General features: G+C 53.8%; 19 protein-coding genes. 10 read left to right on the top strand and 9 right to left on the bottom strand.

Annotation, left to right across the window (positions count from 1 at the left end):
* The first annotated feature begins 19 nt into the window (after nucleotides 1–19).
* The 5 genes from HV334_RS23995 to HV334_RS23975 all read left to right on the top strand — a co-directional run bounded on the left by HV334_RS23995 (nucleotide 20) and on the right by HV334_RS23975 (nucleotide 3,995).
* Nucleotides 20–340, top strand: coding sequence for a fructose PTS transporter subunit IIB (locus HV334_RS23995; RefSeq protein WP_016155014.1), 321 nt, complete (start codon nucleotides 20–22; stop codon nucleotides 338–340).
* 26 nt (nucleotides 341–366) lie between these two features.
* The gene (locus tag HV334_RS23990) at nucleotides 367–1,458 is read left to right on the top strand and encodes a PTS fructose transporter subunit IIC (protein ID WP_016157774.1); all 1,092 of its coding nucleotides are present in this window, start codon (nucleotides 367–369) and stop codon (nucleotides 1,456–1,458) included.
* Nucleotides 1,459–1,469: 11 nt separating this feature from the next.
* The gene (locus tag HV334_RS23985) at nucleotides 1,470–2,321 is read left to right on the top strand and encodes a class II fructose-bisphosphate aldolase (RefSeq protein ID WP_181220986.1); all 852 of its coding nucleotides are present in this window, start codon (nucleotides 1,470–1,472) and stop codon (nucleotides 2,319–2,321) included.
* 80 nt (nucleotides 2,322–2,401) lie between these two features.
* Nucleotides 2,402–3,262 (top strand): ketose-bisphosphate aldolase, encoded by an 861-nt coding sequence (locus tag HV334_RS23980; protein ID WP_047501687.1) that lies wholly within the window; start codon nucleotides 2,402–2,404, stop codon nucleotides 3,260–3,262.
* Between the two features lie 49 nt (nucleotides 3,263–3,311).
* Entirely contained in the window at nucleotides 3,312–3,995 is a 684-nt protein-coding gene (locus tag HV334_RS23975) for a D-lyxose/D-mannose family sugar isomerase (protein ID WP_016155011.1), read from the top strand.
* Nucleotides 3,996–4,036: 41 nt separating this feature from the next.
* Here the strand turns inward: HV334_RS23975 and HV334_RS23970 are convergent, their stop codons facing one another.
* Both HV334_RS23970 and xanP read right to left on the bottom strand, forming a co-directional pair.
* Nucleotides 4,037–5,746, bottom strand: coding sequence for an AsmA family protein (locus HV334_RS23970; RefSeq protein WP_181220985.1), 1,710 nt, complete (start codon nucleotides 5,744–5,746; stop codon nucleotides 4,037–4,039).
* Between the two features lie 121 nt (nucleotides 5,747–5,867).
* On the bottom strand, nucleotides 5,868–7,259 hold the full coding sequence (gene xanP / locus HV334_RS23965) for a xanthine/proton symporter XanP (protein ID WP_003024026.1): 1,392 nt from the start codon (nucleotides 7,257–7,259) through the stop codon (nucleotides 5,868–5,870).
* Nucleotides 7,260–7,484: 225 nt separating this feature from the next.
* Here xanP and gltS point away from each other — a divergent pair, with 225 nt between their 5' ends.
* Nucleotides 7,485–8,690: a sodium/glutamate symporter gene (gene gltS, locus HV334_RS23960; protein ID WP_016155009.1), complete on the top strand. Its 1,206-nt coding sequence runs from the start codon at nucleotides 7,485–7,487 to the stop codon at nucleotides 8,688–8,690.
* Nucleotides 8,691–8,732: 42 nt separating this feature from the next.
* Here gltS and recG read toward each other — a convergent pair whose 3' ends face one another.
* Genes recG through gmk form a run of 5 tightly spaced genes read right to left on the bottom strand, consistent with a single transcriptional unit; the run spans nucleotide 8,733 to nucleotide 14,606 of the window.
* On the bottom strand, nucleotides 8,733–10,814 hold the full coding sequence (gene recG / locus HV334_RS23955) for an ATP-dependent DNA helicase RecG (protein WP_181220984.1): 2,082 nt from the start codon (nucleotides 10,812–10,814) through the stop codon (nucleotides 8,733–8,735).
* Nucleotides 10,815–10,819: 5 nt separating this feature from the next.
* Nucleotides 10,820–11,509 (bottom strand): tRNA (guanosine(18)-2'-O)-methyltransferase TrmH, encoded by a 690-nt coding sequence (trmH, locus tag HV334_RS23950; RefSeq protein ID WP_047415767.1) that lies wholly within the window; start codon nucleotides 11,507–11,509, stop codon nucleotides 10,820–10,822.
* Between the two features lie 10 nt (nucleotides 11,510–11,519).
* Complete coding sequence (spoT, locus tag HV334_RS23945) at nucleotides 11,520–13,634, bottom strand: bifunctional GTP diphosphokinase/guanosine-3',5'-bis pyrophosphate 3'-pyrophosphohydrolase (RefSeq protein WP_003024038.1); 2,115 nt, start codon at nucleotides 13,632–13,634, stop codon at nucleotides 11,520–11,522.
* Between the two features lie 18 nt (nucleotides 13,635–13,652).
* The gene (gene rpoZ, locus HV334_RS23940) at nucleotides 13,653–13,928 is read right to left on the bottom strand and encodes a DNA-directed RNA polymerase subunit omega (protein WP_000135058.1); all 276 of its coding nucleotides are present in this window, start codon (nucleotides 13,926–13,928) and stop codon (nucleotides 13,653–13,655) included.
* 54 nt (nucleotides 13,929–13,982) lie between these two features.
* Nucleotides 13,983–14,606 carry a guanylate kinase gene (gene gmk / locus HV334_RS23935; RefSeq protein WP_019078035.1) on the bottom strand — a complete coding sequence of 208 codons (624 nt, stop codon included), beginning with the start codon at nucleotides 14,604–14,606 and terminating at the stop codon, nucleotides 13,983–13,985.
* 261 nt (nucleotides 14,607–14,867) lie between these two features.
* Here gmk and ligB point away from each other — a divergent pair, with 261 nt between their 5' ends.
* Nucleotides 14,868–16,547 carry an NAD-dependent DNA ligase LigB gene (gene ligB, locus HV334_RS23930; RefSeq protein ID WP_181220983.1) on the top strand — a complete coding sequence of 560 codons (1,680 nt, stop codon included), beginning with the start codon at nucleotides 14,868–14,870 and terminating at the stop codon, nucleotides 16,545–16,547.
* Here the strand turns inward: ligB and HV334_RS23925 are convergent.
* The gene (locus tag HV334_RS23925) at nucleotides 16,544–17,161 is read right to left on the bottom strand and encodes a trimeric intracellular cation channel family protein (RefSeq protein WP_003024049.1); all 618 of its coding nucleotides are present in this window, start codon (nucleotides 17,159–17,161) and stop codon (nucleotides 16,544–16,546) included. The genes ligB and HV334_RS23925 overlap by 4 nt on opposite strands.
* Nucleotides 17,162–17,962: 801 nt before the next feature.
* Between HV334_RS23925 and HV334_RS23920 the strand changes: the two genes are divergently transcribed.
* Nucleotides 17,963–18,403, top strand: a complete 441-nt coding sequence (locus HV334_RS23920) for a hypothetical protein (protein WP_019078037.1) — start codon at nucleotides 17,963–17,965, stop codon at nucleotides 18,401–18,403.
* A 101-nt stretch (nucleotides 18,404–18,504) separates the two neighbouring features.
* Here HV334_RS23920 and HV334_RS23915 read toward each other — a convergent pair whose 3' ends face one another.
* Nucleotides 18,505–19,368, bottom strand: coding sequence for a YicC/YloC family endoribonuclease (locus HV334_RS23915; protein ID WP_019078038.1), 864 nt, complete (start codon nucleotides 19,366–19,368; stop codon nucleotides 18,505–18,507).
* 125 nt (nucleotides 19,369–19,493) lie between these two features.
* Here HV334_RS23915 and rph point away from each other — a divergent pair, with 125 nt between their 5' ends.
* Complete coding sequence (rph, locus tag HV334_RS23910) at nucleotides 19,494–20,210, top strand: ribonuclease PH (protein WP_016154991.1); 717 nt, start codon at nucleotides 19,494–19,496, stop codon at nucleotides 20,208–20,210.
* Between the two features lie 65 nt (nucleotides 20,211–20,275).
* Nucleotides 20,276–20,917 carry an orotate phosphoribosyltransferase gene (pyrE, locus tag HV334_RS23905; RefSeq protein ID WP_016157763.1) on the top strand — a complete coding sequence of 214 codons (642 nt, stop codon included), beginning with the start codon at nucleotides 20,276–20,278 and terminating at the stop codon, nucleotides 20,915–20,917.
* Nucleotides 20,918–20,965 lie beyond the last annotated feature (48 nt).

Genomic DNA, 20,965 nt, shown 5'->3' with positions numbered 1-20,965 from the left:
ATAAAACGTGGAGCATGTTATGAATATTGTTTGTGTTGCCGCCTGTACGGCGGGTATTGCGCACACCTATATTGCCCGTGAGAAGTTAATTAAAGGTGCTAAAGCGCTTGGTCATAATATAAGAGTAGAAACCCAGGGGACTATCGGCACGGAAAACGAATTGCTGACAGAGGACATTTCTGCTGCTGATGTCGTGATTCTCGCTGTGGATGTAAAAATAAAAGGGGAGGAACGATTTTTAAATAAACGTATTGTGCGAGTGAAAACTGAAATTGTCATAAAGTCGCCCATTCAGTTTCTTGAAAAGGTCGAAAAATCATTAGTTAATAATAACCAGTAGCGATCCCCATTCTGGAGGGATTTCACATGAGTGAAAATAAAATTCCGCTATCTCAGGAAATAAAAAGACATTTATTAACGGGGATTTCGTGGATGATCCCGTTAATTGTTGCCGCCGGGATCTGTATTGCTCTCGGGCAAATACTTGGCGGCACTAACGTGGGTGAAAAAACAGGAACCATACCCTGGATGCTCAACCAGATTGGCGGCTGGGGGATGGGGTTAATCGTACCGCTGATTAGCGCGGCGATTGCGTACTCTATTGCTGACCGCCCCGGATTCGCACCGGGTCTGATTGTCGGCTTTGTCTGCGGTGAAATTCATACCGGTTTTATCGGCGGGATGCTGGGCGGTTTTCTGGTCGGTTATACCGTCCTGCTGCTCAAGCGCTATATCCGTTTGCCGCAGTCGATGCAGGGGTTGATGCCCATCATGGTGCTGCCGGTACTGAGTACCGTCATTGGCGGCCTGTTGATGATGACGCTCATTGGCAAACCGATAGCCTGGCTGCAGGACGCGTTGATTCATCTGCTGGAGTCCATGCAGGGCGGGTCACGCTTTTTAATGGGGGCCATCCTTGGCGCAATGGCGACATTCGACTTTGGCGGACCGGTGAATAAAACCATGTCGCTATTTGCTGACGGCATGTTGGTCAGCGGCGTGTACGGTCCGGAAGCGGTGAAGTTTGTCGGTTCGATAATCCCTCCGTTCGGCATTACGCTCTCCTTTTTGCTGACGCGTCACAAGTACACCCGTGCGGAGCGCGAGGCGCTGAAAGCGGCATTCCCGATGGGGATCTGCATGATTACCGAAGGGGTCATTCCCATTGCGGCGCGCGACCTGCTGCGCGTGGTGGGGTCCTGCGTAGTGGCCTCGGCGATAGCGGGCGGTCTGATTATGGTGTGGGGCGTCGAAAGCCCGGTACCGCACGGCGGCATGTTCGTGGTCCCGCTCTTTACGCATCCGCTACTGTTTTGCCTGGCGCTGGGGATCGGCACGGTGATTTGCGGCGTCATGCTGTCGTTGTGGAAGAAGCCGGTGACCGAACGTGACGAAGAGTTTGATGAACTTAGCGATCAAAAGCTGAAAGACGAAGAGATCACCTTCACCCTGGAATAACCGGAGGCCGTATGTTTGCCGATATGAAAAGCATGGTGACGAAAGCCTGGCGCGAGCAGTACGCGCTGCTGGCCATCAACTGTATGAATCTGGAAAGCGCCCGTGCGGCGGTGCGGGTGGCTGAGAAACACCGTGCGCCCATCATTCTGAATCTGTATCAGGGGCATCTGGGCCATTTTCCTGCACCGATAGCGGTGGCGGTCATCAAAACGCTGGCAGAGGAAGTGTCGGTACCGGTCGCGCTGGCGCTGGATCATGGAAAGGACCCAGTACGCATTCGCCAGGCTTTTCGCGCCGGATTCAGCGGGTTAATGATCGACGCCTCTGCCTTTGCGCTGGAGGAGAACATTCGCCAGACCCGGGCGGTGGTTGAGCTCGCGACCAGCGTTTCTCTGTGCGTGGAAGGTGAGCTGGGGCATCTGGCCGACGCCCCGCGCTATGATCACGCAGCTAACGCTGATTTGATGACCCAGGCCGCCGATGTGGAGCCCTTTATCCAACAGACCGGTATCGATTTACTGGCGGTCTCGGTCGGCACGGCACATGGCATGTACGCGCCCGGTGTCATACCCGCCATTGATTTCCAGCGACTGGAGGAAATTGCCCGTTTATCAACGGTGCCGCTGGCGCTGCATGGCGGCAGCGGGATGCCGTTTGACCAGCTACAGCGCTGCCCGACGTTTGGCGTCGCCAAGATAAACGTTGGCGCGGCGGTTTTCGAAGCCGGAAAGGCTGCGCTGCTGCATACCCTGTGTCGCGACACATCCGGTGAACTCGTTGATGCCCTGGCCCTGATGGAGCAGGCCTGCGAGGAAGCCATTATTCCGTACCTGCAGGCCAGCGGCGCTATCGACAAAGCCTGATTCATTTTCTGTAACGCCTTCTATGCCTCTGCGACGACGCACTGGCAGGGCTTTCTACACCCTGAAACTGGAGAATTAACATGTTAGTTTCGATGAAAGAATTACTGCAACCTACCCGTCAGCACGGTTTCGCCATCGGCGCATTCAACGTGGCGGACAGCTGCTTTGTACGTGCAGTAGTGGAAGAAGCGGAAGCAACCAATACCCCGGCGATTATCTCCATTCACCCCAGCGAACATGATTTTGTAGGCGATGCGTTTTTTAGCTACGTCCGTGATATCACTCTGCGCAGCTCGGTTCCCTTTACTCTGCATCTGGACCACGGCGCTTCGGTCGAGCATGTCCTGCGGGCGATTCAGTGTGGGTTTACCTCGGTGATGATTGATGGCTCGCTGTTGCCGTATGAAGAGAACGTGGCGCTGACCCGCGAAGTGGTCAAGCTGGCGCATGCGGTAGGCGTTTCGGTGGAAGGGGAACTGGGTACGATTGGTCAAACCGGGACGTCAGTGGAAGGCGGCGTATCGAAGGTCACTTATACCGATCCTGATCAGGCACAGGATTTTATCGCCCGTACTGGCGCGGATACGCTGGCGGTGGCGATTGGAACTGCACACGGCATCTACCCGAAAGGGATGCAGCCAGAGCTGCAAATGCACATCCTGCGCGACATCGCCGGGCGAGTGGACATTCCGCTGGTGCTGCACGGAGGTTCCGCGAACCCGGATGCGGAAATTGCCGAATCCGTTACGCTGGGCGTTGGCAAAATCAACATTTCCAGCGATATGAAATACGCTTACTTCCAGAAAGTCCGCGAAATCCTGGCAAAAGAAACCTGGTGGGACCCGAACGTTATTTACCCGGAAGCCATTAGCGCCGCGCGGGATGTGATCCGTCACAAAATGAAACTGTTCGGCTCAACCGGCAAAGCGTCACTTTACTAACCGCATACAGGCGGGGTGACCCGCCTTTTTCGCAACAAGGAAAAGTGGAATGAAGCGTTCACACATTAATTATGCCGTCGATAAAGCGCATGCCATCGCCGAGACTTTTCGGGTTTGCCTGCCTGACTTTGCGTATTTTACGGCTGACGCCTGGCGGCAACAGGATCACACTCTGTGGCGTGAAGTGCTCGATCTCCAACTGGGCTGGGATATAACCGACTTTGGGCGCGGAGATTTTGCGCAAACGGGGCTGACGTTACTGACGTTGCGCAATGGTCAGTTAGGGTCAGCCAGCTACCCCAAACCGTACGCCGAAAAGATGCTGCAGATTCAGCAGGATCAGCAGACGCCATGGCATTTTCATCGCCATAAAATGGAAGATATCGTTAACCGCGGCGGCGGTGATTTATGTATGCAGTTGGCGTGGGCTACGCCTGATGACGGGTATGATGCCCGGCGTATTGTTGAGGTTAGCGTCGATGGTCAGCGGCGTTCCGTTGACGCTGGCGAGACGCTGGTATTGAAACCGGGGCAGGGGGTATGCCTGCCGCCGCGGTTGTATCATCGCTTTTGGGCGGAGAAAGCGTTCGTGCTGGGCTGGGAGATCTCGATGGTCAATGACGACCTGCATGACAATCACTTCCTTGAGCCAGGCGGTCGCTTCCCGGCGATAGAAGAGGACGAGCCGGTGAAGTGGCTGTTGTGCAGTGAATATGCGCGCTTACAGCGATAAACGGCGACCCGGCAGGCAAAGCGCCGCCGGGCCGTCAGATTTTACTGCGCAGCGGGTGGGGCGGTAACTTCACTACCGGATACCACGCCCGCCTGCATGGTTTGCGTTACCTGCTGTTTCTCCACGTTCACCGCATGCAACTTGCCGCTGACCGTTGGCTTGAGTGGCGCATCGGCTTGAATATTGCCGCTGGCGGTAAGCTGGATGTTACCGTCACCGGAAAGCGGCAGTGCGGGCCATCCCCACTGCTGCAGAATCGTCATTGGCACGCCGCGCCCGTTCAGGCTGACCTGAGTTTGACGCTGAGGCAACTGTGAAATACTGGCAGTGGCCTCCAGCAACCCTTTTTCCGTATAGGCGCTTAGTTCGCTGATATTGATGGTGCTGCTGTTCGCCGTCAGCGCCAGCGAAGGACGACGCACGTCGGTGCGGTTAAAGGTGCCGGCAGCGGCGTTGAGGTTAGCGCTCCCGCTCCAGATCCCCCACTGATTGTTCTGCACCAGCCCGAGGTTAGCACCGTAGCCGTCCAGCGCGGTGAGCTGCCATGGGAAGCTCGGGTCGATATCAATCACCAGATTACGGCTGGCGCTGAATTTCTTCAGCGTCAGGCTGGCTAGCCAGGCTGGTAGAGGTTTCATCCACAGCTGTTTCCAGTTTTCCGGCAGCGTGTACTCCAGACCGGCAATGGCGGCATCATCGAGGACCAGCGCTTTGTTGTTACGCTGCCAGTTTCCGGATGTTCTGACCATTCCCCCTTCCCAGCGGGTGGTGAACTGACGCAGCGCTATGCCCTGCGGCGAGAACTCGGCGTTCATAATCGGATCGAAAAAGTGCAGAGAGCCGTAGATAAACTCGCTGGCGTTCATCGACAGTTTTCCTTCCTGAGTTTGCCAGTCGTCCTTGCTGAAGGTCATGTTGCGCAAGCTCAGATCGAGATCCGTCACCGCCCAGTCAGGGCCTTGCAGACGGGCATCTGTTACTTCCAGACGACCAATTTGCAGGGAAGGAATAGTGCTTAACGGAGCAAAAAACTCGGCCAGCGATTTGTCGCTTTGCAGCCGAATATCGTTCAGACGTAGATTCTCCACTACCCAACTACCGTCGGCATTGCGTTGTGCCACGCCGGTTAATGCCCCACGCGCCACATCTGCGCCAATATTGCTCAGCGTCACACGGTCATGGTCAATACTGCCTTCAATCAATACGTTGGTCGTCGGGACGTCGTTCAGCGTCAACGAACTGGCGCTGAGCTGAATTTGCGCTTTACTCCCGAGAATTTTACCCGCCTCAGGACTCCAGGGTATGACTCCGCCGTTAACGCGCTGCGCGCTCAGGGTCCACTCGCTACCGGGACTATTAAGCGCCATATCTTGCAATTGCAGGCGATCGGCCTGGAACGGCAGCGGCGCAGTTTGCTGGGAAAGATTCAGCGTGCCGTTTTGCAAAAGGATGGTGTCTACGTGCAGCGGGTCGGTGATTTGGCGACTGCTCAGTCCAATATCGACCGTTTTGGCGACCAGCGTTGCGGGCTGACCATCCCGGCCAAAGGTGACGTTTTCCAGCAGAATATGGGAAGGAGAAGAAAACCGGTGATCGATGGCATCAAATGCCAGATGGTAGCTGCTGTTCTGCGAAACCCAGGCGCTGACGTGCTCTGCGCCCCAGCGGGTTTGCAGTAGAAAATATAAGCCGAGGATCGCCACTGCAAGGGCGATCAGCACGTAAAGAAGCAGCTTTCCAATAAATTTCATGGTCTTCCATCCCGCGAAGTGCACATAGTCAAGTTATGCACGATTTAGGCGCAATGCTCAAGGCGGGAATGGTGAAAGAGCGTTACAGCGGCGTTGATTCAGAATCAACGCCGCATTTTGCTTATTGCTTCTCTGGTGGGAACACCAGATTCAGAACGATAGCGGTAATACCGCCTGCGGCAATGCCGGAAGAGAGCAGGTTTTTCACCCAGTCCGGAGCGAACTGCAGGATCAGCGGCTGCTGGGAAACGCCGAGGCCGACGGCCAGCGACAGCGCGATAATCAGAATTGCGCGGCGGTTCAGCGGTTCGCGGGATACGATACGCACGCCGGATGCCGCGATAGTACCGAACATCACCAGCGTAGCACCGCCGAGTACTGGCTCAGGAATATGCTGTACAAAACCGCTGACCGCCGGGAACAGGCCCAACGCGATCAGCATCAGCGCAACCACAAAACCAACGTAGCGGCTGGCAACACCTGTTAACTGAATAACCCCGTTGTTTTGTCCAAAACAGGAGTTCGGGAAGGTGTTGAATACGGCTGAAACAAACGAGTTCAGACCGTTCGCCAGTACGCCGCCTTTCAGGCGTTTCATATACAGCGGACCAGAAACGGGCTGCTCGGAGACATCGGAGGTGGCCGTAATATCACCGATGGTTTCCAGCGAGGTAATCATAAACACCAGCATCAGCGGCAGCAGTAAGCTCCAGTCGATACCCAGGCCATAATACAACGGCGTTGGCACCATCAGCAGGTCCTGACTTACCGGCGCGGTATTTTGCGGCAGCATATCCATAAACCACGCCAACAGGTAACCTGCCGCCATCGCAATCACCAGTGACGCAACGCGCAGGTACGGGTTGCGCTGGCGGTTAAGCAGGATAATCAGCGCCAGCACGACGCCAGCCAGCAGTAAATTCTTTGGTGCGCCAAAGGTGTTGTCGCTCATTGCCGCATAGCCGCCGCCAATCGACGTCAGCCCCACCTGAATCAGCGACAGGCCGATAATCATCACCACCACGCCTGAGACCAGCGGGGTAATGATACGACGCGCCAGATGCAGTACGCGTGAGATAACCATCTCAGTGCAGCTTGCCAGCATCAGTGTACCGAACAGCGCCGCCATCATGGTTGGGACATCTGCACCACCGGTTTTTAGCGCTGTACCGCCCATAATCAGTGGCGCAACAAAGTTAAAGCTGGTGCCCTGAATGGATAATAGCCCTGAGCCGACCGGCCCCCAGGCTTTGATCTGAATGATAGAAGCCACGCCGGAAGCGAACAGCGACATACTGATTATGTGTTGAGTATCCTGAGCCGGTAAACCGAGCGCCTGGCAAATTAACAGCGCTGGGGTGATTACCGCGACGAACATGGCCAGCAGGTGCTGACAGGCGGCAAACAGGGTCTGGGCTAGTGGGGGGCGATCTTCAAGACGGTAAATCAGTTCACTGTTGTGAGTCTGCGCAACCGGTTGCGCATTTGTTGACTCTACGGCGTTAACGGACATCAGAGGCAATCCCATGGTGGAAAAGCGGTGATTTTATCTGACCATGGCGGAAATGCAAACGTTTGCTACCAGGTGTTCTTAATATTTAAAACGGATAAACAAACATTTTTATATAACTTTTCATGATTTTCTGCTTAAAATCCACACCGAAAACTCAATAAGAGCTAAAAATCGGTCTGGAATGCATCGTGCGTGATTGTGCTAAACGCACTAATGGAGTTGTAAATGTTTTATCTCGATACGTTATCAACGCTGGTTGCGGCAACCCTTGTGTTGCTGCTGGGACGTAAGCTCGTCCAGTCTGTTTCCTTCCTGAAAAAATACACCATTCCCGAACCTGTAGCTGGCGGATTGCTGGTGGCGATTGCGCTGCTGGTGCTGAAAAAAAGCATGGGTTGGGAAGTGAACTTCGACATGACCCTGCGCGATCCGCTGATGCTGGCATTCTTCGCCACTATCGGCCTGAACGCCAATATCGCCAGCCTGCGCGCGGGTGGCCGCGTGGTGGGTATCTTTCTGATTGTGGTTGTTGGCCTGCTGCTGATGCAAAACGCCATCGGTATTGGTATGGCGACCCTGCTGGGTCTGGATCCGCTGATGGGTCTGATCGCCGGTTCGATAACCCTCTCTGGTGGGCATGGAACCGGGGCCGCATGGAGCAAACTGTTTATTGAGCGCTATGGTTTCGCTAATGCGACGGAAGTGGCGATGGCTTGCGCAACGTTTGGCCTGGTGCTGGGCGGATTGATTGGCGGCCCGGTGGCCCGCTATCTGGTCAAACACTCTACCACGCCAGACGGCATGCCGGACGATCAGGCTGTGCCTACCGCATTTGAAAAGCCGGATGTCGGACGCATAATCACTTCGCTGGTGCTGATTGAAACCATTGCGCTGATCGCAATCTGTCTGACGGTGGGTAAAATCGTTGCACAAATGCTGGTCGGAACGGTGCTGGAACTGCCGACTTTCGTCTGCGTGCTGTTTGTTGGGGTGATCCTCAGTAACGGCCTGGCGTTAATGGGTTTTTATCGGGTGTTCGAGCGCGCGGTTTCGGTGTTGGGTAACGTTAGCCTTTCGCTGTTCCTGGCGATGGCGCTAATGAGTCTGAAGCTGTGGGAGCTGGCTTCTCTGGCCCTGCCGATGCTGGCAATCCTGGTTGTGCAGACCATTTTCATGGCGCTGTACGCGATATTCGTCACCTGGCGCATGATGGGTAAGAACTACGATGCCGCCGTGCTGGCAGCCGGACACTGCGGTTTTGGCCTCGGTGCGACACCCACGGCGATTGCCAACATGCAGGCAATTACAGAACGTTTTGGACCATCCCATATGGCGTTTCTGGTGGTGCCGATGGTGGGGGCGTTCTTTATCGATATCGTCAATGCGCTGGTGATTAAGCTGTATCTACTGCTGCCGATTTTTGCGCAATAATGTCTGTGCGGCGGAGTCACATCCGCCGCCGCTATGAATCTACTATGCGTTGGAGTAGCGCTCGGTTTCCGGCATCCAGCGTTCAATCAGCGCCACAGCCTGTTGCGGGTAACGTTCGTGAATATGACGGGCAATGCGCTGAACTTCCGGGATAATCGCCTGATCGCGCAGCAAATCTGCGACTTTGAATTCTGCCGTTCCGGTCTGGCGCGTACCCAACAGCTCGCCGGGCCCGCGGATCTCTAAATCTTTTTGCGCGATCACGAATCCGTCGTTGCTGTCGCGCAGAACCTGCAGACGTTTTTGCGCGGTTTTTGACAGCGGCGATTTGTAGAGCAGGACGCAGTGGGAGGCCACCGCGCCACGACCTACGCGACCACGTAGCTGGTGCAACTGCGCCAGGCCCAAGCGCTCCGGGTTTTCAATAATCATCAGGCTGGCGTTAGGTACGTCTACGCCCACTTCAATCACCGTGGTGGCAACCAGCAGCTGCAGTTCGCCCTGCTTAAACGCCGCCATTACCGACTGCTTCTCTGCGGGCTTCATACGGCCGTGTACCAGGCCAATATTCAGCTCTGGCAGCACCAGTTTAAGCTCTTCCCACGTGGCTTCAGCCGCCTGAGCTTCTAACAAATCAGACTCTTCAATCAGCGTACAGACCCAGTACGCCTGGCGCCCTTCATGGGTACAAGCGTTGCGCACGCGGTCAATAATATCGCTGCGGCGGGTATCCGGAATCGCCACCGTGGTGACCGGCGTACGCCCCGGAGGGAGTTCGTCAATGACCGACGTGTCGAGATCGGCATAGGCGGTCATCGCCAGCGTACGCGGGATTGGGGTGGCGGTCATGATTAGCTGGTGTGGATGGAAACCCTGCTGCTGGCCTTTCTCCCACAGCGCCAGGCGCTGATGTACGCCAAAACGGTGCTGTTCGTCGATGATAACCAGTGCCAGTCCGTTGAACTGCACCTGTTCCTGGAAAATTGCGTGCGTGCCGACAATCATCTGCACCTCACCGCTGGCGATAGCTTCCTGCTGTGCCTGGCGCGCTTTGCCTTTCTGTTTACCTGCCAGCCAGCCAACTTCAATACCCAGTGGCGCGAACCAGTTGCGGAAGTTATTGGCGTGCTGTTCAGCCAGCAGTTCGGTGGGGGCCATCAGCGCAACTTGCTTACCATGTGCGATGGCACGTAGGGCGGCCAGCGCCGCAACCAGCGTTTTACCGGAGCCGACATCGCCGTGCACCAGACGCATCATGGGGACATCCAGTGCCATATCGCGTTCGATCTCAGCAGTAACGCGGGCCTGGGCGCCGGTGGGTTTAAACGGTAAAGCCGCCAGCAGTTTATCTTTCAGCGCGTTGTTTGCGAGCAGCGGCTGGGCGTGGAAACGTTGCGCCCCGGCGCGTAGTGCCAGCATGCTGAGGTTATGCGCCAGCAATTCTTCCAGAATCAGACGTCGCTGTGCTGGATGCTGACCGGTTTCCAGATCGCTCAACTGCAGTGACGGCGGTGGACGGTGCAATGTGCGCAGAGCTTCTGGCAGGCTCATCATACCTTGCAACAACTCTGGCGGCAGCAGTTCGGCAATAGCGCAGGTATCGAGCAGGTCCAGCGCTTGATCGGTCAGTTTGCGCAGCGTGGCCTGCTTCACGCCTTCGGTGGTTGGATACACCGGTGTGAGCGTTTCCTGCAATTCCGGCGTGCTGAGATCGCCCTGCACGCGATACTCCGGGTGGATCATCTCTGCGCCGTATTTTCCGCGTTTGGCTTCGCCATAGGCCAGCACCCGGCGACCGGTGGCGAGACTGTTTTTCATTGCGGCGCTGAAGTTGAAAAAGCGCATGGTGAGAATGCCGGAGCCATCACTGATCTGACAGGTCATCATCCGGCGTCCGCCGAAGGTGATATTGCAGTTCAGCACTTCGCCTTCTACGGTGGCATAAACGCCCGGCAGCAGTTCGCCAATCGGGTACAGGTGCGTGCGGTCTTCGTAACGCAGAGGGAGGTGGAGCAGAAGGTCCTGCACGGTGTGCAGGCCAATTTTCGCCAGTTTACTGCTTTGCGCTGCGCCAACGCCGGTCAGAGAATTGAGTGGGATGGCATCCAGTAAACGGCCTTTCATCGCGTTTATCTCGCAGATTGCATAGTGGCCCACCACGTTGCATCGGCTTCAATTTCGCCCTGCGTGTTTACGTGGGGGTAGGGAAGACCTTTGCGCTTAGCGACATTCGCCAGCACCGGATAACCGCCTTCAAACAGCAAACGCTGCTGCTCATCTTGCGCCAGCATGCTGTTTTCTCGTTGGTACATGCCGGCGTTTTGCCGCTGGCGCTGTGCTTCGTACAGAATCAGCGCGGAGGCGACCGAAACGTTCAGCGACTGCACCATGCCAGTCATGGGAATGATGATGTCCTGATCCGCCAGATCCAACGCTTCCTGAGTGATGCCGGTTTTCTCCTGGCCCATCAGGATGCAGGTGGGGCGCGTGTAATCAATCTCGCGAAAATCCACGGCTTTATCTGACAGATGTGTTGCCAGAACCTGCATACCCTGGCTTTTTAAATGTGTGACCGCATCGCCAATAGTGCGGTGAGTCTTCACCTGTACCCAACTGTTGCTGCCTGCGGCAGAAGAGGCCATGGTGCGCATACGGCTACCAGGCCAGACGGCGTGGACTTCATGCACGCCGACCGCGTCTGCAGTACGAATGATTGCAGAAACGTTATGAGGTTTGTGGACCTGCTCCATGCAGACGGTCAGATCGGGCTGACGACGTGCGAGCATCTCGCAAATACGTGCATAACGTTGAGTATTCATAAAACGTGTTCTAGTTACGGTTACGGGTGACTTTTATCACGTCCGGCATGACGCGGATTTTGCGCATGATATTCGCCAGGTGCACGCGATCGCGAGCGGTCAGGCGAATAAAGGCGCTATAGACGCGGCCATCTTTCTCTTCCGTATTCAGACTTTGAATGTTGGAGGTGGTCGTGTTGATTGCCGCCGTCAGGTTCGCCAGAGCACCCTGGTGGTTAAACATATCCACCTTAATCTCGGTGATGAACTCCTGCTCTGTCTCTTTATCCCATTCCACCGCCATAAACTTCTCTGGCTCTTTTTGATAGCCACGAATGTTACGGCAGGATTCATGGTGAATCACCAGACCTTTACCCGGGCTGACGTGGGCAATGATTGGATCGCCAGGAATCGGACGACAGCATTTCGCGAAGGTGATCAGCACGCCATCTGCGCCTTTGATCGGCAGATGACCGTGGCCAGATTGCGCTGGCACGTTTGCCGTTGCTTCGCCCTGCTGGAGGTTTTTCGCTACCACCACGCTCATGGCGTTACCCAGACCGATTTCCGCGAGCAGATCGTCAAGCGTGGCGAGCTTCATGCGCTCAAGCTCACGCTGGATGCTCTCTGGCGGGATCTCAGCCAGTTTACGGCTACCGCCTAAGGCATGGTTGAGCAGTCGACGACCCAGACTGACGGAATCATCGCGCTTGAGGTTTTTCAGCAGTTGGCGAATTTTGGCGCGCGCTTTCGAACTGACGACGAAGTTGAGCCACGCTGCATTCGGACGGGCGCCCGGAGCGGTAATAATCTCAACGGTCTGGCCGCTAAAGAGCGGCTGCGAAAGCGGGTAAGGTTGTCTGTCGACGCGTGCGCCGACGCAGGCGTGACCGATATCGGTATGCACGGCGTAGGCGAAGTCGACAGGCGTTGCACCGGCAGGCAGTTCGACAATGCGCCCTTCCGGTGTGAAAACATAAATCTCATCCGGGAAGAGATCAGATTTGACGCTTTCAATAAATTCAAACGAGCTACCGGCGCTCTGCTGCAGTTCCAGCAGGCTTTGCATCCAGCGTTGAGCGCGGATTTGTGCGGTGGTGCTGCTTTCGCCGCCGTGCTCTTTGTAAGCCCAGTGCGCTGCTACACCCATCTCTGCCATCTGGTCCATGTCTTCGGTACGAATCTGTACTTCAACCGGGACGCCGTGAGGGCCGATCATTGAGGTGTGCAAAGACTGATATCCGTTCGCTTTCGGAATGGCGATATAGTCTTTCACGCGACCAGGACGAGGTTTGTACAGGCTGTGCATCTGGCCGAGTACGCGATAACAGGTATCGGAATCATGAACGATAACGCGAAAAGCGTAGATATCCATGATGGAGTGAAAACGCTGCTCTTTGAGCACCATTTTGCAGTAAATAGAGTACAGGTGCTTCTCGCGGCCACTTACGCGACACGGAATACCTGCCTCTTGCAAACGCCCTTCGATTTCCGAGAGGATTTTTTGGATCATCTCTTTGCGGTTGCCACGAGCGGCTTTAACCACTTCTTTAATCACGCGATAGCGGTTCGGGTACAGCGCTTCAAAACCCAGCTCTTCCAGCTCGGTTTTAATGTGATGAATACCTAAACGGTGTGCCAGCGGACTATAGATTTCGAGGGTTTCACGGGCGATGCGGCGACGCTTGTCCGGGCGTAATGAGCCCAGTGTGCGCATGTTGTGGGTACGGTCAGCGAGTTTGATGAGAATGACGCGGATATCCTGCACCATCGCCATAATCATCTTGCGAAAGTTTTCAGCTTGCGCCTCTTTCTTATCGCGAAACTTAAGCTTATCAAGTTTCGACACCCCTTCTACCAGTTCAGCAACGCTTTTACCAAAAAGCTGTTCCATGTCCTGGTAGGTGGCAGGGGTATCTTCAATCACGTCATGCAGCAGTGCAGCCATCAGCGTTTCATAGTCGAGTTTCATCTCGGCCAGAATGCAGGCTACCGCTACCGGGTGCGTGATATAGGGTTCACCGCTTGAACGTGTCTGGCCCTCGTGAGCGTCACGTGCAACGAGATACGCCTGCCGAAGACGCTTAATCTGGTCTTCCGGCAGGTAGTTTTGAATCAGTTGATTCAGGCTTTCAAACAGATACAAGGGCGACCCGCTTTGTGATTAACGACGACCTTCAGCAATAGCGGTAACGGCTTGTAATTCAGCGGCTTCCTGCTCTTGCTGTTCCTGGCGCTCACGCACGTCGAGGATCTGGTTGTTGATCAGACCTTCTTCGATTTCGCGCAGCGCGATAACGGTAGTTTTATCGTTTTCTTCCGGTACGAGCGGATCCTTTCCGCCTACCTGCATCTGACGAGCGCGACGCGCGGCGACCAGTACCAGGTCAAAACGGTTACCAATTTTCTCTACAGCGTCCTGAACAGTTACGCGTGCCATACTTAAAATGCTCCACAGGTGAAGAAATGACTGGGCATGATACTGAATGTGGGTTCAGTCTGCCAACAGTTTGCTGATTAAAGCGTCATGACGCTGCTTTTGGCGGCTCATGCGCAGACGTTCGGCGCGAATGATAGTTTTCAAATCGCCCAGGGCGGTATCGAAATCATCATTCACAATAAGATAATCATATTCGGCGTAATGGCTCATTTCTGCAACAGCTTGCGCCATACGTTTTGCGATCACGTCTTCGCTATCCTGACCGCGGCCACGAAGACGGCGATCCAGCTCAATCTTAGATGGCGGCAAAATAAAAATACTGCGCGCATGCGGCATTTTTTGACGAATTTGCTGCGCACCTTGCCAATCGATATCTAAAAAGACGTCTACGCCGGATGCTAATACTTGCTCAATGGTCTCACGCGAGGTGCCGTAGTAATTACCGAAAACCTCAGCGTGTTCCAGGAACGCGTCTCTGCCAATCATGGTTCTGAATTCGTCATGGTTCACAAAAAAATAGTGTTCACCGTGCACTTCCCCCGGGCGCGGTGCGCGCGTGGTGTGCGAAACAGAAACCTGGGTGTCATACAACGGTTGGGTCTTTAATAAAGCCTGAATCAGGCTGGATTTACCCGCGCCACTGGGGGCAGAAACAATATAAAGCGTGCCTTGAGCCATGAGTATCTTAATGTATGTGATTGTCGAAAGAGAGCCTACATACGGGCTTATTATACACGTAGCCGCTATGTGACGTAGCCCTTGTCACACTTTTTGCGCATGTTTATTGCGTTTTGCGTACCAGTTTCCTGTTTTATCCGCGATTTGCAGCAATTCGTGCAAATGTCAGGAACGTTGCTCGCAGGATAAGTTTTTGCCGCTCTGTTTCCATTTCAATTCGCGTTATACCTGCCGGGAAACGTATGGTTCAGCGGAGATAGCATGGGATTATGGAAATGCATAGGGCTGGTTTTGCTAATGTGGTATCTACCCTCATGGGCGGTATGCCCCGTCTGGTCGCCAGCCAGGGCACAAGAGGAAATTTCACGGCTACAGCAGCAGATAACACAGTGGAATGACAGTTACTGGAAACAAGGGGAAAGTGTCGTAGACGACGCTGTTTATGACCAGCTCAATGCGCAACTCATCCAATGGCAGCGCTGTTTTGGCGATGAAGCCCCATCAGATCTATCTGCGCCCCCAATAAGTGGAACAGTCTCGCACCCCGTTCCCCATACGGGAGTTCGAAAACTTGCCGATAAGCAAGCGCTACAGCAATGGATGCATGCTCGTAGCGATCTCTGGGTGCAGCCGAAGGTGGATGGCGTGGCGGTCACGCTGGTTTATCGCAATGGAAATCTGATACGGGCGATTAGCCGTGGTAACGGTCTGAAAGGCGAAGACTGGACGCAAAAGGTTCTTCAGATCCCTTCCGTTCCACGTACTACCAGCGGGCCGCTCTCTAACAGTACGTTGCAGGGGGAGATATTTTTGCAGCAACAAGGGCATATTCAGCAGCAGAGAGGGGGAATGAACGCCCGCTCAAAGGTTGCTGGAATGATGATGCGCCAGAGCAACCCGGAAATGTTACGTTCGCTGGCTATTTTTATCTGGGCCTGGCCTGATGGTCCAGTTGCCATGTCGGAAAGACTTGAGCAACTCACTGCTGCCGGGTTCAGTTTCACGCAACGATATACTCAGGCCGTGAAGAGTGTGGATGACGTCGAGCAGGCGAGTGCCAGGTGGTGGACTTCAGCGTTACCTTTTGTGACAGATGGTGTGGTGGTGCGAACGGGAAAAGAACCGCGGGCGCAATACTGGCTACCCGGACAGGGAGACTGGCTGGCAGCGTGGAAATATCCTCCCGTGGCCAGGGTATCTGAGGTGACGGGTATTCAGTTTTCCGTTGGCAAAAGCGGGAAAATTGCGGTGGTTGCATTGCTGGTCCCCGTCATGCTGGATGATAAGCGGGTGCAGCGCGTCAATATTGGCTCAGTCCGGCGCTGGAATGAATGGGATATTGCGCCTGGCGATCAGATTCTGATAAGTCTGGCCGGACAAGGGATCCCCCGTATAGATGAGGTGGTCTGGCGCAGCACCCAGCGTAATAAGCCAGCACCACCTGAGGAGCGCTTCAATTCACTAACTTGTTTTTATGCCACAGCGGAGTGTCAGGAACAGTTTGTTGCCAGGCTCGTCTGGCTGGGGGCCAAAGATGTGTTAGGGCTGGAGGGTATGGGCGAGGCGGGATGGCGGGAGCTACATCAGACGTATCGCTTTGAACATATCTTTTCCTGGCTTGGATTAACGCAGGAGCAGCTACAGTCCACATTTGGCGTGAACAAAGGGGGGAAGCTGTGGCATCAGTTCAATCTGTCACGCCATCTTCCATTTACGCGCTGGGTGATTGCCATGGGAATACCGTTAACACAGGCAACGTTGAATGCCAGTCGGGATGGTTCGTGGCAGCAGTTACGGGATCGCAGTGAACAAAGCTGGCGGCAATTTCCTTTCATGGGAGAGCGACGGGCACGACAGGTTATTCAGTGGCTGGAGGATAAAGAGATCACAGCGCTGAGCAACTGGTTAGCTGCTCAGCGGATCACGGGCTTTATGCCTTAATGGCCTTCATGGCGATAGTAAAATACCGGCAGCCCCAACTTCAGGCGCAGGGCCAGTAGTCGGGCGGTAAAGCCGAAGAGCAGGGTAGAGATCACCACCACATCGTGGCTGGAGACATAATGTTGTAGCACGATATACAGCACAGCAGCGGCAAATGAAACGCCGGCATAAAGTTCTTTCTGGAATACTAACGGGATGCGTTTGCAGAACATGTCACGTAATACACCACCAAAGACCCCGGTAGTGACCGCAGCGACCACGGCAATAATCGGTCCATGACCCATATCCAGTGCCACCTGGGCACCAATAATAGAAAAGACCACCAGGCCCAGCGCATCCAGGACGAGGAATATTTTACGCAGATAGGGCATGACGGGGGCAATAATGGTGGTGAGTACCGCAGCGGTCGCCACGATAATGACGTATTCAGGGTGCTTTACCCAGCCGAGTGGATAGTGGCCGAGAAGGATGTCGCGTACCGAGCCGCCGCCAATGGCCGTCGCGGTGGCAATGATAATGACGCCAAATGTATCCATACGGCGACGCCCAGCCGCAAGCGCACCGGTCATGGCTTCGGCAGTAATACCAATTAAATATAAAACGTGTAACAGCATGTATTCCCCCTGATTTGCTGGGGCTAAGGTTAACGATTTGTGCGCATTGTCACGATTGAGATTTTCTAAGGTGAAGTGATTTTAATAACTACAGCTAATGTGAGTTTTCTGTAAATGCGTTATGGCATGGGCTTTGCTTTGTGCATGGTGACAATAAATGATGAGAAAATATAATTCGAACTGGATGGGTCACAACCGAAGTGTTGGGAAAAACACGTAGCCCCGTCGTTTATGGGTGGGCTACGTATCATATTTCACCCAAACTATCACCCTCGACCACTGGACAAATTGACACTCCGGTTCGTATTTCAGTCATACCTTGAATGTTGCAGCGAGAGATTAGTAGGTGTGGTATGTACTTTGGTGCGCTGCAAAAATGATATTTCTTAGAACCACTACACTCCAGATGTCATTGGGGAAGTTATTCTGAGTAAAGTCTGATATTCAGCGGCTTCTATTCTGAAAAATGACTTCCTCAGCTATCGCTTCTATGTGGATGGGGGCATTTACAGCAAAATCTTCCGCATTTAGTGCGTTGGAGTGCCAGGTATGAGCGTAAGAGAAGAAATTCAGGATGGCAGAGAGGCTGGAAATTTAAGAAGCGGGATAATATACACCGAAGTTTTGGGTTGGATAGATATGGGACATGCCCGAGGAGATGATGTCAGAAAGTTACTCTCGGATATGCACCAAGGCGAGCATTCATGAGAACAGTGATACCTTACGGCGATTTTAGTTCTGGTAACGTTAAAATAGTTTCCAGAGATGGAACGGTCGTTAACTCGTAAAACAGGGAAACATATGAAACAGGCAGTCATAATAGTGCTGATGGTAATAGCTATATGCAGCTCTTATTTCTGGCCTAATATTAAAATGAGACTTGCAGGTAACGCACAATATACAGAGTTTGATAAAGCCAAATATGATTATTACACTCCCCAAGTTTTAAAAAAAATGCCGAGAATATCCCAAGTGTATGACTTTAATTATACGAACATTTCTGGTCCTAAGGCTGATGTATGGAGTGTGACGTTCCATGATACCAGGGATACGGGGAGGATTAGTAAGTATCTCTCAATGGCGGGCTATGAAAAACAGGTAAAATGCGATGTTGAGGCAGAGTGCTGGCGCCTCAGGGGATCCGATGAAGTACTGACAGTCGTGAATATGAACAGCAGTAATGCTGTTCGGGTTGATATTCTGAAGAGTATTTATAACGACAAATATATGCCAGATAAATAAGTATTTAATTTTATATCAATCAGCACTTACTGGCGGTACGGATAGCCTGCATTGAGCAGGCTATCTAGTACGTTACGATAGCATAGGCATGGTACGCAAAATTACTCGATATTCTGAATCTGCTCGCGCATTTGCTCGATCAATACCTTCAGTTCAATTGCGGAATTAGTCACCTCGGCATTGATAGACTTGGATGCCAGAGTGTTCGACTCACGGTTGAATTCCTGCATCATGAAGTCCAGACGGCGGCCAACAGCCTCTTTTTTCTTCAGAATGTTGTAGGTTTCTTTGACGTGGGCTTCCAGACGATCTAACTCTTCTGCTACATCGATGCGCTGTGCCATCAGCACCAGTTCTTGCTCAAGGCGGTTATTCTCCAGTTGCACCTGGGCGTCTTCCAGTTTGGCTACCAGACGCTCACGCTGCCATTGCAGAATTTCCGGCATATGTGCACGCACTTTAGCGACTTCAGTGCTGACGCCTTCCAGACGCTGCTCGATCAGCGCTTTCAGCGCCTGACCTTCGGTTTCACGCGCGACGATGAAGTCATCCAGCGTACCGTCAAGCGCGGCGAGGATTTCAGCGGCAATGGCGTCCAGATCTTGCTCCTGGGCAGCCATTACGCCTGGCCAGCGCAGGATATCAACTGGGTTAATTTCACCTTCATCACTCTGCATCTTGACCCAGTTAGCAGCGCTAACGAGCTGTTTAGCGAGCTTTTCATTTAGAATCAGCTCGCCCTGGGCGCTGGCATCAGGCTCAAAACGCAGCGTACACTCGACTTTACCGCGCGTCAGACGCGTGCGAATACGTTCGCGAACAACGGGTTCAAGACTACGGAACTGTTCCGGCAGGCGAAAATAAGTTTCCAGATAACGCTGGTTTACCGAGCGCATTTCCCAGGTAGCGCTACCCCATTCACCCTTGATTTCACGCCGGGCGTAGGCGGTCATGCTGCGGATCATAGACGTTCCTGTTTTTAAAGATGAGATGGGAGGATTATAGCCATCCACGTCTTGTCAGGATAGGAATAACAGTCGGAAGTCCGTATAATGCGCAGCCACATTCGTTTCAAGCCGGAGATTTTATCATGCGTCCAGCAGGTCGTAGTGCCAACCAGGTGCGTCCCGTCACCCTGACCCGTAATTATACAAAACACGCTGAAGGCTCCGTGCTGGTCGAATTTGGTGATACCAAAGTGCTGTGTACCGCCTCTATTGATGAAGGTGTACCGCGTTTTCTGAAAGGTCAGGGCCAGGGCTGGATCACCGCAGAATATGGCATGCTGCCACGCGCCACGCACACCCGTAACGCCCGTGAAGCGGCGAAAGGTAAGCAGGGCGGTCGTACCATGGAAATCCAGCGTCTGATCGCTCGTGCGCTGCGCGCCGCCGTTGATCTGAAGACGCTCGGTGAATTCACTATTACGCTGGACTGCGATGTTATTCAGGCAGATGGTGGTACGCGCACTGCATCAATTACCGGCGCATGTGTGGCGTTGGCTGATGCGCTGAACAAGCTGGTAGCGAGCGGTAAACTGAAAACTAACCCGATGAAGGGGATGGTCGCCGCGGTTTCCGTGGGCATTGTGAACGGTGAAGCGCTCTGTGACCTCGAATACGTTGAGGACTCTGCCGCAGAAACCGACATGAACGTGGTGATGACTGAAGACGGCCGCATTATAGAGGTGCAGGGCACGGCAGAAGGCGAGCCGTTCAGCCATGAAGAACTTCTCACCCTACTGGCGTTAGCCCGAGGGGGAATCGAATCCATTGTAACGACGCAGAAGGCGGCGTTAGAAAATTGATTTTAAAGGCGACTGATGAGTCGCCTTTTTTTTGTCTGTAATAAAGTGAGATGAGGAGCGAATCCATGAAACCGTATCAGCGCCAGTTTATTGAGTTTGCGCTTAGCAAGCAGGTACTAAAGTTTGGCGAGTTTACGCTGAAATCCGGGCGTAAAAGCCCCTATTTCTTCAACGCCGGGCTGTTTAATACCGGGCGCTGCCTGGCACTGTTAGGCCGTTTTTATGCCGAAGCGCTGATGGATTCCGGTATTGAGTTCGATTTGCTGTTTGGTCCGGCCTACAAAGGTATCCCGATTGCGACCACCACGGCTGTTGCGCTGGCGGAACACCACGATAAAGATTTGCCGTACTGCTTTAACCGTAAAGAGGCGAAGACCCACGGTGAAGGCGGTAATCTGGTAGGTAGCGCACTTGAGGGGCGTGTAATGCTGGTGGATGATGTTATCACCGCAGGTACGGCTATTCGTGAGTCGATGGAAATTATTCAGGCTAACGGCGCTACGCTGGCGGGGGTACTGATTTCTCTCGATCGTCAGGAACGCGGTCGCGGCGAGATTTCAGCGATTCAGGAAGTGGAACGCGATTATGGCTGCAAGGTGATTTCTATCATTACCCTGAAAGATCTGATTGCGTATCTGGAAGAAAAACCAGAAATGGCAGAACATCTGGCCGCAGTACGGGCGTATCGCGAAGCGTACGGCGTATAAGAACTGCCGGATGGCGCTGCGCTTATCCAGCCTACGCACCGCAGGGTT

Origin of the sequence: Citrobacter sp. RHBSTW-00944, from assembly GCF_013615435.1 — a bacterium.
Taxonomy (GTDB): domain Bacteria; phylum Pseudomonadota; class Gammaproteobacteria; order Enterobacterales; family Enterobacteriaceae; genus Citrobacter; species Citrobacter braakii.
The sequence above is the reverse complement of the archived record's forward strand: the minus strand, read 5'-3'. Positions and strand labels throughout refer to the sequence as shown.